12 protein-coding genes are annotated in these 12061 nt (G+C 35.6%); 7 read left to right on the forward strand and 5 right to left on the reverse strand.

Features of this window, described 5'->3' with window-relative positions; translation table 11 throughout:
• The first annotated feature begins 13 nt into the window (after positions 1-13).
• The 4 genes from ACM9HF_RS12065 (at position 14) to nhaD (ending at position 4396) form a co-directional block, all read left to right on the forward strand.
• The gene (locus ACM9HF_RS12065; protein WP_473618297.1) at positions 14-1390 is read left to right on the forward strand and encodes a peptidoglycan DD-metalloendopeptidase family protein; all 1377 of its coding nucleotides are present in this window, start codon (positions 14-16) and stop codon (positions 1388-1390) included.
• On the forward strand, positions 1390-2553 hold the full coding sequence (locus ACM9HF_RS12070; protein ID WP_473608527.1) for an anhydro-N-acetylmuramic acid kinase: 1164 nt from the start codon (positions 1390-1392) through the stop codon (positions 2551-2553). Before ACM9HF_RS12065 ends, ACM9HF_RS12070 begins: the two co-directional genes overlap by 1 nt.
• 151 nt (positions 2554-2704) lie before the next feature.
• The gene (locus ACM9HF_RS12075) at positions 2705-2896 is read left to right on the forward strand and encodes a hypothetical protein (RefSeq protein WP_473608531.1); all 192 of its coding nucleotides are present in this window, start codon (positions 2705-2707) and stop codon (positions 2894-2896) included.
• A gap of 258 nt (positions 2897-3154) precedes the next feature.
• Complete coding sequence (gene nhaD / locus ACM9HF_RS12080) at positions 3155-4396, forward strand: sodium:proton antiporter NhaD (RefSeq protein ID WP_473608534.1); 1242 nt, start codon at positions 3155-3157, stop codon at positions 4394-4396.
• A 76-nt stretch (positions 4397-4472) separates the two neighbouring features.
• Here nhaD and ACM9HF_RS12085 read toward each other — a convergent pair whose 3' ends face one another.
• On the reverse strand, positions 4473-5258 hold the full coding sequence (locus ACM9HF_RS12085; protein WP_473608538.1) for a PhzF family phenazine biosynthesis protein: 786 nt from the start codon (positions 5256-5258) through the stop codon (positions 4473-4475).
• 193 nt (positions 5259-5451) lie between these two features.
• On the opposite strand from ACM9HF_RS12085, the gene ACM9HF_RS12090 reads away from it, so the two are divergent.
• A complete protein-coding gene (locus ACM9HF_RS12090) occupies positions 5452-5871 on the forward strand; it encodes a tetratricopeptide repeat protein (protein WP_473608542.1) in 420 nt (139 codons plus the stop codon).
• 26 nt (positions 5872-5897) lie between these two features.
• Complete coding sequence (locus tag ACM9HF_RS12095) at positions 5898-6296, forward strand: DAK2 domain-containing protein (RefSeq protein ID WP_473618298.1); 399 nt, start codon at positions 5898-5900, stop codon at positions 6294-6296.
• Between the two features lie 74 nt (positions 6297-6370).
• Here the strand turns inward: ACM9HF_RS12095 and ssb are convergent, their stop codons facing one another.
• From ssb to ACM9HF_RS12115, 4 genes are all read right to left on the reverse strand, one after another.
• Positions 6371-7060 (reverse strand): single-stranded DNA-binding protein, encoded by a 690-nt coding sequence (gene ssb / locus ACM9HF_RS12100; protein WP_473608545.1) that lies wholly within the window; start codon positions 7058-7060, stop codon positions 6371-6373.
• A 316-nt stretch (positions 7061-7376) separates the two neighbouring features.
• Positions 7377-7781 (reverse strand): acyl-CoA thioesterase, encoded by a 405-nt coding sequence (locus ACM9HF_RS12105; protein WP_473608549.1) that lies wholly within the window; start codon positions 7779-7781, stop codon positions 7377-7379.
• 70 nt (positions 7782-7851) lie between these two features.
• The gene (gene pssA / locus ACM9HF_RS12110; RefSeq protein ID WP_473608553.1) at positions 7852-9162 is read right to left on the reverse strand and encodes a CDP-diacylglycerol--serine O-phosphatidyltransferase; all 1311 of its coding nucleotides are present in this window, start codon (positions 9160-9162) and stop codon (positions 7852-7854) included.
• Between the two features lie 105 nt (positions 9163-9267).
• Positions 9268-11298: an oxidoreductase gene (locus ACM9HF_RS12115; protein ID WP_473608557.1), complete on the reverse strand. Its 2031-nt coding sequence runs from the start codon at positions 11296-11298 to the stop codon at positions 9268-9270.
• A gap of 269 nt (positions 11299-11567) precedes the next feature.
• Here ACM9HF_RS12115 and ACM9HF_RS12120 point away from each other — a divergent pair, with 269 nt between their 5' ends.
• Positions 11568-12059: a hypothetical protein gene (locus ACM9HF_RS12120; RefSeq protein WP_473608561.1), complete on the forward strand. Its 492-nt coding sequence runs from the start codon at positions 11568-11570 to the stop codon at positions 12057-12059.
• The last annotated feature ends 2 nt before the right edge of the window (positions 12060-12061 follow it).

Raw genomic sequence — 12061 nt, forward strand, 5'->3', positions numbered from 1 at the left:
TTACTTTTTAGAGTTGCCTAAAAAACATCAAATTATAATTAGCGTATGTACTGCTATATTCATGGTATTGCTAATTTTGCCTTCAGAAAAGGCTAAAGCCGGTCGTCAATCTCAGGAAACCGCATTAGAAATAGGTAAAAGATATCAATTAACTGTGCCCGAATCAGGCGTGCCTGTATTAAATGAAACAATTGTTGATTCAAATGACGATTCTCTCGATTCAACCAAAACAGATGAACCTATTAATAACCAAGAACCTGAAACGCTTATTGAAGATGCTAGCGAAACTTATACATGGGATACCGCTAAAGTAAAAAGTGGTGACTCTTTAGCTAAAATTCTTAAACGTTTAGGCTATAGCGCACGTACAACCTATGAGCTGAGTATTGCTGAAGGTAAAGATACAAAATTACTTAAAAGATTAAATATAGGCGACATACTCCATATTGCGAAAGACGATACAGGTAAACTTGTTGCCCTTACTTACCCGCTGACTAAAACAGATACCCTATTTGTTAATTGGATAGACGAACAATATCAATCTCATATTGAAACAAAAACCGTTGAAATTAGAGAAACGACAGCGCACGGCATTATCAAATCTAATTTTTGGAGTGCAGGTATTGCTGCTGGTTTAGACGATGCACAAATCATAAACCTAGCAAATATTTTTGGTTGGGATATCGATTTTGCTTTAGATATAAGATCGGGTGACAGTTTTCACGTAGTGTATGAAAATAAATATGTGGATGGCGAATTTATTGGTGCTGGTAAAATATTAGCCGCTGAATTTATTAACCAAGATGAGCCTTTTCAAGCAATACGCTTTAGCGATGGCGAATATTACTCTGCTACAGGTAAAAGTATGCGTAAGGCTTTTTTACGCGCGCCAGTTAATTTCAGATACATAAGTTCTAACTTTAACCCTAAACGCTTCCACCCTATTCAAAAAAGAGTAAAACCACATAACGGTACAGACTATCGAGCAAAAACAGGTACACCTGTTGTTGCTGCTGGTAACGGAAAAGTAACCCATTCAACTTATAATAAATACAATGGTAACTATGTATTTATTCAACACGGTAACGGTATTGTGACTAAGTACCTACATTTTTCAAAACGCGCAGTTAAAGCAGGGCAACGCGTTAAGCAAGGACAAGTTATTGGATATGTGGGATCAACGGGTATGTCTCAGGCTCCCCATTTACATTACGAATTTTTACTTAATGGCGTACACCGTAACCCTAGAACAGTAAAATTACCGAATGCCAATCCATTAGATAAAAAATATAAAGCAGAATTTACTGCTTTAGCTGCACGACGTATGGCTGAACTTGATGGTTCTCGCCAAGCCATGTTAACGATGCAAAAAGCTGATTCTAAATCGTAATGACTGTAAACCAAAGTCAGCTATATATTGGTATTATGTCTGGTACAAGTGCTGACGGTATAGATTTAGCTTTAGTTGACTTTTCTACAGGAAAGCCTGATCTTATTGCAAGCTATTACCAAGCGTATAACGAAACAACCTACCAAAAAATTACTGAGCTTTATCAACCTAATGGTAATGAAATAGATAAAGCTTTTACTTTAGATGTGTTGTTAGCCAAACAGTTTGCACAAGCTATCAACCAGTTTGTTTCACAAGAAAATATAGATATAAACACAATTGCCGCTATTGGTAACCATGGGCAAACCATCAGGCACAGACCAAGTATCACCTCAGAAATAGCCGCTCCTTTTACATTACAAATAGGTTGTAACCAAACCTTAGCTACATTAACAGGCATAAAAGTTATTGGTGACTTTAGAACCAAAGACATGGTGTTAGGTGGTCAAGGAGCGCCTCTCGTTCCAGCTTTTCATAAAGCCTTGTTTCCTAACGAGCCACAAGATGTTTTTGTTATAAACATTGGTGGTATTGCTAATGTGACCTTTCTCCCGGTAGATAAAAGCAAATCTATACTCGGCTTTGATACGGGCCCTGGAAATGCGTTAATCGACGATTGGTATAAAACTCACAAACAAGGAAGGTTCGACAATAATGGCGAATGGGCACAATCAGGTAACGTTAATACCGCGCTTTTAAATCACTTTCTAAAGGACGATTATCTCACATTGTCTGCCCCCAAAAGTACAGGCAGAGAGTATTTTAATATGGACTGGGTTAATACAAATATCGATCAGTTTTTACAAAGTTCCGCATCAAATTCAACACAAAGAAAGCAGCTACTAGCTGAAGATATTCAAGCTACATTAACGGCATTAACTGCACAAACTATAACCGATCAAGTACAATTATTAAGTACGAAAGCTAACGTATACTTATGCGGCGGCGGCACCCTAAACACATACCTATTTAATATTATAAAACAAAGACTTAGCAATTTTAACGTTGCCAGTAGCGACACCATTAATATAAACAGTGATGCATTAGAAGCTTCTGCTTTTGCTTGGTTTGCTTATGCTTTTGATAAAAAAATTACAGGCAACATTCCAGCTGTAACAGGGGCTAGAAAAGAAGCCATTTTGGGTGTTAAATATCAACCTTAAAAAAGCTAGATATAAAAATTTTTCTCTCTATAATGATCTGTCCCTGTTCGAAAAACAAACGCACATTGCGGCTAGATTGAACTATTATTATTACTCACAATCTAAATGTGTACCTTTAGCAATTAATGATAATTAAGGTTAAGGAGAGACAATGCAATTTAACGATATTCATATTGGAATGAAATGCGGGAGCAAGAAAGGTAGCGGTACGGTTACTTGGATTGATGGTTCAACACGCAGAATTTACATGGCCGATACAAATAATAATAAAAATTTTGAAGTTGATTTTGAAGAGTTAATTGACGATCCCCAAGCTCATAATCGAGAAGATACATACTATTAATTTTAAATAGTTTTCAGCAAAACCGATGCTATTTATAAAATAACTATAATGCCCTTAAGTGTTTGTAAATCACCTAAGGGCATTTTATTTTTTATCTCTCATATAACAACATCCCTATATTCCTTAAAAATATTTAAAATACATTCTAATTATTTCGCATAACTTTAGAATATATGCTCTAATCGCGCTACCAAAAATAGACCTCACTATTTAGGACTATTTTTTCTTATAAAACGCATCTACTTAGAGTTAATTAAAATGGTTGAATATCTTCTTATTTCTTTCGCTATCCTTGCTTTATTAAGTATTGTTTTTGAAGAAATAACACACATAAACAAAGCTAAAACAACATTGTTTTTTGGATGTATTTCATGGATAGCATTATTCATCAATGCACAACCTGGAGAACATTCACTACTTAACCATCAACTCGAAGAAAATCTATTAGAAATAGCGGTATTATGGTTATTCTTAATGTCTACAATGACCTTTGTTGCATATTTAAATGCAAAAGGCGTAATACAAACAGCGGTGCAAAAGCTATTTCCAGCTAAGTTATCTAAACGTAGGTTAATGCTATTGGTTGCCCTGTTCTCATTAGTTTTGTCAGCAATTTGCGACAATGTAACCGCAACCTTAGTTACCCTAACCTTATTACAGTCTTTCGATTTAGATAAAAAAACCAAACTTAAAATGGCTGTGTTAACTATTTTCGCTGTGAACTCAGGTGGTGTTTCGTTAATCACTGGTGATGTTACTACCTTGATGATATTTTTAGATGGTCACTTACAAATTTCTGAATTACTTATATTGCTTGTTCCTGCAGTAGCGAGTGTTTTCTTTTTAACGATTATTCTTTCTTTTGGAACTAAAGGTCAAGCCTCCATAGAGCCTTGTGAACGAAGCTATGAGCGAGTTGACATTATGATTGCTGCTATCTTTTTTAGTACCATTGTATTAACCATGGTACTGAATATATTCTTTAAAATACCACCTGTTTTAACCTTTATGGGAGGGCTTTCTATTATGTTTTTAGTAGGAAGAACATACAGAACCGATACTGAAGAAACAGAAATATTAGATTACGTACGTAAAATAGAATACGACACTTTATTGTTCTTTTTAGGTATTTTATTAATTGTTGGTATGTTGAAAGAAATTGGTGTTTTAGAATTAATTACTGAAATTTACAGCAAATTTGATCCTAATGTTTCAAGCTTTTTAGCCGGTATTGGTTCTGCTTTACTTGATAATGTACCTTTAACTGCCGCGTTATTAAAAGCAGAACCGACGTTAACAACACCTGAATGGTTAGGCCTAACTTATGCGGTAGGAGTAGGTGGCTCATTGCTAGTTATTGGTTCTGCAGCAGGTATTATCGCCATGAGTAAAATGAAAGAAATTACCTTTTTGTCATACTCTAAATATATCCCCGCTTTATTTTTAGCTTACGCTTTTGGATATGTAGTAACGATAGGATTAGCGCAATATATCTATTAAGCGATTAAGTGAACTAATAGCTTTCACTCTAAGGGTTAATCATTATTTATATAAATAATGATTAACTCACTCGATATTAAACAAAAATTTCGCCAACCATGTAGCCTACAGCGGTTCCAGTTAAAACCACGCGTTCAGCTTTAACTTCACATAATACAGTTCCACCTCTTTTTGAAACTTGTGCGCCTGTGAGTTTAGACTTTGCTAATTCTTTCTCCCAATATGGAGCAAGCTCGCAATGAGCTGAACCTGTAACGGGATCTTCATTCACTCTTAATTTTGGAAAAAAGCTACGGCTAACAAAATCTGTATTATTTCCAGCTGCTGTTACAACCACACCTCGTAGATCCAGATCTAACCATTTTGAAAAATCAGGGGTAAGTTTGCGTACCTCTTCTTCATTGTTTAACACAACAATATAATCAAAAGCGGCCATAACCTGTTTAGGTAAAATATTAACGCCTAAACCTTTTAATAATGCTGATGGAGCCTTTACTGTTTGAGGCATTGAGGCGGGAAAATTCATACTAAAGCCCTGAGCATTTTTACTGACCACTAACTCGCCACTTTTCGTAATAAAAGTTACTTCTGGTTTGATAAACCCCAAATACTCATAAAGCACATACGCTGTAGATAAAGTCGCATGGCCACATAAATCAACCTCTTCCATTGGCGTAAACCAACGTAGGTGAATTGATTGTTCTGACATGACAAAAAAAGCCGTTTCAGATAAATTGTTCTCTTCCGCTATTTTTTGTAGTAGCTCGTCATCTAGCCATTCAGTTAACGGGCAAACAGCCGCAGGATTGCCTTCAAAAACATTCGATGCAAAAGCATCAACTTGATAAATTTTAAATTTCATAAAAGTTTATTCATTCGCTTATTTACTAATACCAAGTAGAATAATAAAAACTACCTTCTAAAGACACCTAAGTCACAATAGTTTTATTATTGTTATGCGCTAATATCAATAAGTTTCTATTTACCTTGGATAAAACATCTATAATAACTAATCACTTAATTCTTCGTTAACTATAATTACTAAGGCCACAACCATGAATACTAAAATATATAAAAGAGTGCTCTCACTCACCGATGATTTATTAGCGGCTGCCCAAGAAGAAAACCAAACAAAATTTGATGGCCATTATTTAGAATTAAAACAACTATGCGAAGAACACGACAATACTGATAAAGATCACCCTGTACAATGGGAAACCCTCGGCGATTTTACTGACGATTTAGCGCTGGCAGTTACTATTTATGAACGCGCCTTATTAAAAGCTGAAGCGATTAATTCTAAAGATTTTCGATCATCGATCAGCTTTTCAATTGCCACTTTAAAAATAGAATTGGGTGACAAAACAGGCGCTATAGAACATTTAGAAAAAGCAAAAATTAGTTGTAATAAAATTGTAGATAAAGAATTAAAAGCTGAGATTCATGATTTACTGGAAGAATTAAAAAATTCATAAACAGAAAACCCAATAATTATACTAAAATCCAAAAAGTACTTGGTTCAAGCTTTGGTACCTTAATGGCCACATCAATGATAGCTGCAGGTAAATTAATTAAAGGTCAAGAATCGATTAAGGTAACAGAGGTTCCTAAATTACTACAGGCAGCACTCGATGCAATGATGAGCCGTGGTGGCGCTAGTTTAGGCGATAAAATGGTATTGTATTCTATCAGCGCGATGATTGTATCAATGGACAAAGCGCAAACGAATGATGCGATGCTAGATACAGGTATTCAAGCTGCTAATGAAGCATTAGCTGAATTTAATGGTAAGATCAATAAAATTGGTCGTGCACGTATCTTCGGTGAGCGCACTATTGGGATGGATGATCCTGGTATGGTTGCGATTGTTAGAATGTTAGACTGCCTTAAAAACGCTTAAACGACTTACATCAACATATTGTTTTAAAAAAGGTGAGCATTAGCTCACCTTTTCTTTACATTCTATAAATATTCCTAAAACGGTATATCATCATCAAAATCAATCGTCGGCTCTTGAGGGTTTACCTTAGGTGCTGACTGATGATTTTGCTGCTGAAAGCCACCTTGATGTGCTGGCTGTTGTTGCTGAAACCCACCTTGTGGAGCAGCTGGTGCTTGTTGCTGCTGGTAACCACCTTGTGGAGCAGCTGGTGCTTGTTGTTGCTGGAAACCACCTTGTGGCGCAGCTGGTGCTTGTTGTTGCTGATAACCACCTTGTGATGCAGCTGGTGCTTGTTGTTGCTGGAAACCACCTTGCGGTGCTGCTGGCGCTTGTTGTTGGAAACCGCCTTGAGAAGCTCCGCCACCTTGGCCACGCGAATCTAACATTTGCATTACGCCGTTAAAACCTTGTACAACAACTTCAGTTTTATACTGATCTTGGCCTTGTTGGTTTTGCCATTTACGCGTTTGTAATTGACCTTCAATATAAACCTTAGAACCTTTTTTCAGGTATTCGCCAGCAACTTCAGCTAACTTTCCAAATAGAGATACACTATGCCATTCAGTTTTTTCTTTTGGTTCGCCTGTTTGCTTATCTTTCCAGCTTTCAGATGTTGCTATTGTTATGTTAGCAACAGCACTACCGTTAGGTAAAAAACGAACTTCAGGATCTTGGCCTAAATTTCCAAGAATAATAACTTTGTTAACTCCGCGACTGGCCATGTGTAAATCCTATAATCTGCAGTAATAATTGTCACTGATGACCTCCTATTTAACGTTATAGTTTGAGGAATCACCCGTGTTTAAAAATGGGAAATGATTTTACCACGAATATAAATTATTGCTGATATTTTAAAGATTATTTTTTACTTAATACCCGTTTTATTATTTATTTTAGCTATTTTACGCCAAGTACAACTTGTCAATTATAAAGTATATACTTTACTAACCACTTGTTATAGTTAGTAAATAACTAAAAATAATTGGTAATTTTAATGAATACAAATAATCAAATAATTAATAGTTTTTGTACAAAACTTTAAACATTATTTTCTGCATATATATGAGGCTTCATTTCTTGAATAATGTTTTCAGGGATCGGTTGAGTTTTTTGCTTTGTGTAACAAAAATGCACCATTACTGCGGTGCCTGACGCGCATTTTGCACCGTTTTGCCACAGCTCTTGGTAAATATTAAAAGAAGAGCTTCCTATACGGCCAATATACGTTTTTACTTCCATTTCGCTGCCATAATGCATTTGGGCATGAAACGTTACATCAATTTTAGCTAAAATTAAGTTCCACTTTTTAGGGTTTAGATCTGGAATAAACAATTTAAAAACAGGGTCTCTAGCACCTTCAAACCAAATGGGTACGTTAGTATTGTTAATATGCCCTAATGCATCAGTATCGGTAAACCTTGGAGAAAAAGTTTCACTAAACATAATCTACTACCTTAAAACAAACTGACGTTAACGTTAACGTCATATTTTTTATTTTACAAGTAATATTTAATTACAAAAATTTCTTTAGTAGGCGATGAATTTGAGTCAGACGAATTTTTTTAATTAATTTTTTAGGTTTTTTTGCATAATCGGCTATTTGATCTAATTCACTATAGTGATTAAGTATTTGAGTATGCTCAAAAATGAGTTCTGTTTCTTTTTTAAGATCAAGCATTAACGTTTTATTTTCATCATCTAAAAACAAGCCATTCTCTAAATCTAACGACCATGCTCTAGGGTTTAAGTTATTGCCTGTGAGTAAATGATAACGTTCGTCAGATACTATACCCTTTAAATGAAAACTATTACTCTCATGTTTCCATAGTCTTACGGTAAGCAGATCTACATCAATAAATTTTTGCCAGCGTTTAACAAATCTCAGTAATAACATTTCGTATAAATATGGCACGATACCAATAGTCGTGAAGTTTTTTTCTTCTGGAATATAAAAATCATTCGCTGTTTTGTCACCAATAACTAGGGTGATTTTCACACCTCTTTTTAATGCATTAATAATGTCTTTTTTAAGGGGTTTAGGTAAATTAAAGTATGGAGTAAAAATCAGTAAAGATGACTGACTTTTTTGGATCATTCTTCTGATTTTTCGATTCAATCCATTTCGTAAGGGGCCACAAGCAACTAAGGGTTTAATAATTACGTTTTGGCGAGTTTTACACTGAGATAAACGGTAAGAAGATCGTTTGATAAGTGATTTTAATTTAGCAACATTTTGCTTGCTATACGTTGTAATTTCACCACGATTAAGTAATGGGCATAAGTCAGATTCTATAAAGCTAAAATCTAAATAATCACAAAAGCTATTAGCCAAAGGTTTAGCATTGATTAGGTAGTATCGGTCAAGTCTGTATTTTTCATCTTGATGTAAATAAATATTGTTAATACTAGCACCGGTATAAAAAACAGCATCGTCAAACACCATGCCTTTTAAATGCAATACACCTAATAATTCTTTACTTTTTACAGGAACACCATAAATATCGATAGTATTTGTGTATTGTTCTGCAAGCTTTAAATATAGACTACGGTTACCTAAACTGCCTTTTTCACCAATTAAACCACGCTGAGCACGATGAAAGTCAACAAATACTTTTACTTCTAGTTTAGGATTAATCGATTTAGCTTTATAAAGCGCATGAAGCACTTCTCTTCCGGCTTCATCATCTTGTAGATAGAGGGCGGTAATATAAATTCGACGCTTAGCTCGGATAATTAAATCAAGTAATGCTTGCTTGTATTGTTTGGCTGAGAAAAAAGCTTGAATATCTACATTTGAGTTGTCAATTGACGACAATAATTCCATTAACTACCTTATACATTTAGAACTAAATAACGGCGTAAGAGTTATTATAACGTAATTTAATTCTAAATGACTAAAAGACAGTGCTTTAAATTAATTTAGTAACAATTATATCAATGACGCTAACTCTGCCGCTTGCCTAATGGCCCTTTTGGCGTCAAGTTCTGCTGCAACATTAGCCCCACCAATTAAGTGTACATTTGCTTGTGCATCCACAAGGGTTTGATATAAAGCTCGTTCGGGTTGCTGCCCTGCACAAATAATAACGTGATCGACTTCTAGTAATTTTTCTTCACCATTAACGCTGATCAACAAACCTTTATCGTTTACTTCTTTATAGGTAACACCTGGGATCATATGTACATTATTTTTTTGTAATGTGGCTCTATGTATCCAACCTGTTGTTTTGCCTAAGCCGGCGCCAACCTTAGTTTCCTTACGTTGTAAAAGATAAATTTCACGTTCAGTTTTATGTGCTTCAGCTTTAGGAAGTAGCGCCCCTGCTCCTTGGTAGCTTTTATCAACCCCCCAGTTTTTCATCCAAGCATCAGCATCGTTTGTTAACGACTTTTCTTCCGCTAAATAACACGCGACATCAAACCCGATACCACCCGCACCGATAATAGCGACTTTATTCCCGATAACCTCTTTGTCTCTTAATACATTCAAGTAACTTTTAACTTTAGGGTGTTCGAAACCTTTAAGATCGAGCTTTCTAGGAATAATACCTGTGGCGAGTACTACGTCATCAAAACCTTCATCGAGTAAAGCTTGTGCACTCACTTCTGTTGATAACTTTACGGTTACCTCATGCTTTTTAAGTTGCTCGTTAAAGTATCTTAACGTTTCGTAAAACTCTTCTTTACCCGGCACTTGTTTAGCAAAGTTAAATTGCCCACCAATCTCGATCGCTTTATCAAACAAGGTTACGTTATGGCCTCGTTGGGCGGTATATACACTAAAAGCGAGTCCTGCTGGACCTGCGCCCACGACAGCAATATTTTTAGGTTTAACCACTTTATTAAAATGTAATTCAGTTTCATAACAAGCAACAGGATTAACTAAACACGACGCTCTTTTCTGCTTAAAAACATGATCTAAACAAGCTTGGTTACAACCAATACAGGTATTAATTTGATTACTTTGGTTCGCAGCCGCTTTTTGTACAAATTCAGGATCTGCTAAGAAAGGTCTCGCCATTGACACCATATCAGCGTGACCATTAGCTAATACATCTTCAGCAACTTCAGGGGTGTTTATTCGATTAGTAGTAATAAGAGGAATAGTTACCTCTTGTTTCATACGCTGAGTTATCCACGTAAATGCCGCTCGTGGTACAGATGTGGCAATAGTAGGTACACGTGCTTCGTGCCAGCCAATACCTGTATTAATTAGGGTAGCACCTGCGGCTTCAATGGCTTTAGCCATAGTAACAACATCTTCCCAGCTATTACCGCCTTCAACCAAATCAAGCATCGACAAACGGAAAATAATAATGAATTCTTTACCTACTTTTTCGCGAACTGCTTTTACTGTTTCTACAGCAAAGCGCATTCGATTTTCAATGCTGCCACCCCATTCATCGGTACGTTTATTTACACGTATACATGAAAACTGGTTAATTAAATAACCTTCAGATCCCATAATTTCAACACCATCGTAACCCGCTTTTTGAGCAAGCTTTGTTGAATGGGCAAAGTCTTTAATTGTGCTTTTTATTTGTCGAACTGACATGGCCGACGGTGTAAACGGATTAATAGCTGACTTAACTTTACTCGATGAAACACTAAATGGATGATAAGCATATCGCCCAGCATGTAATAACTGAACACATATTTTCGTATCGTATTTATGTACCGCTGATGTGATTTTTTTATGTTTATTTACATGCCAAAACTTACTTAACTCACTGCCTAATGGAGCAAGCCGCCCTCTTATATTAGGACTTATACCTCCCGTAACAATTAAACCAACACCACCTTTAGCTCGTGCTTCATAAAATGCTGCGAGTTTATCAAAGCCATCTTTTTCTTCTTCAAGGCCTGTATGCATGGAGCCCATTAGCACTCTATTAGCTAAAGTTGTAAAACCTAAATCTAAAGGTGTGAGTAAATGTTTATAAGGAGAAGCTTGATTCATAATAATTCGCTATTTCGTATATAAAAGTGAGTGTACAAAAAACCACAATGGTCCAACCAGTTGACATAAATTAGAGCTTGTTAAGGTAAAACTCAAGTTTTATTTACATATAATAAGGTATAACCATTAATCACATAATATGCAAAGCGGCACGAAGGCTGGTCAAATCAATAGGACAAACTTTCAGAGAACACTATTGTTATAGGGTATAGTTAAGGGATGATGTGATAAAATTAACAAAAGAAAACAACTAACACTAAAATGCCTCAATGAATAAAAAAAATATTATCCAACACGTATTACAACATTTATCTACAGAGCTAAAAACAACAGAACTAGCAGCTAACAATGCCCATTTGGCAGCAATAGATGATCAATCCATTGCTGAAACACAATATGATACTGTCGCGATCGAAGCGGGTTATTTAGCTGAAGGGCAATCTAAACGTGTAGATGAAATTAAAAACTCTATTGCGCTATTTGAACAATTTTACGCTCGGGAGTTAAAAAGTTCACCTACGATTGTTATAGGCTCTTTGGTTCAATTAGAAAAAGCGATAACAAACAATAACTGGCTTTTTATTGCGCCTGCCGCAGGTGGGTTTAGATGTGTAGTTGAAGAGAATAATATTACTGTGATCACGCCTCATTCCCCAATGGGACAAGCGTTAATTAATAAAGAAGTTGATGATGAAGTATCTTTATTAATTAACGGGCTAACAACAACTGAAAATATAGATTACATTCACTCAATTATTTAACT

This window comes from Colwellia sp. RE-S-Sl-9, from assembly GCF_048296855.1.
GTDB lineage: Bacteria > Pseudomonadota > Gammaproteobacteria > Enterobacterales > Alteromonadaceae > Pseudocolwellia.

Coding starts and splice junctions, on each gene's coding strand:
- ACM9HF_RS12115 (WP_473608557.1), bottom strand. CDS start 11,298: ATGAATCAAGCTTCTCCTTATAAACATTTACTCACACCTTTAGATTTA.
- ACM9HF_RS12120 (WP_473608561.1), top strand. CDS start 11,568: ATGAATAAAAAAAATATTATCCAACACGTATTACAACATTTATCTACA.
- ACM9HF_RS12070 (WP_473608527.1), top strand. CDS start 1,390: ATGACTGTAAACCAAAGTCAGCTATATATTGGTATTATGTCTGGTACA.
- nhaD (WP_473608534.1), top strand. CDS start 3,155: ATGGTTGAATATCTTCTTATTTCTTTCGCTATCCTTGCTTTATTAAGT.
- ACM9HF_RS12075 (WP_473608531.1), top strand. CDS start 2,705: ATGCAATTTAACGATATTCATATTGGAATGAAATGCGGGAGCAAGAAA.
- ACM9HF_RS12090 (WP_473608542.1), top strand. CDS start 5,452: ATGAATACTAAAATATATAAAAGAGTGCTCTCACTCACCGATGATTTA.
- ACM9HF_RS12085 (WP_473608538.1), bottom strand. CDS start 5,258: ATGAAATTTAAAATTTATCAAGTTGATGCTTTTGCATCGAATGTTTTT.
- ssb (WP_473608545.1), bottom strand. CDS start 7,060: ATGGCCAGTCGCGGAGTTAACAAAGTTATTATTCTTGGAAATTTAGGC.
- pssA (WP_473608553.1), bottom strand. CDS start 9,162: ATGGAATTATTGTCGTCAATTGACAACTCAAATGTAGATATTCAAGCT.
- ACM9HF_RS12105 (WP_473608549.1), bottom strand. CDS start 7,781: ATGTTTAGTGAAACTTTTTCTCCAAGGTTTACCGATACTGATGCATTA.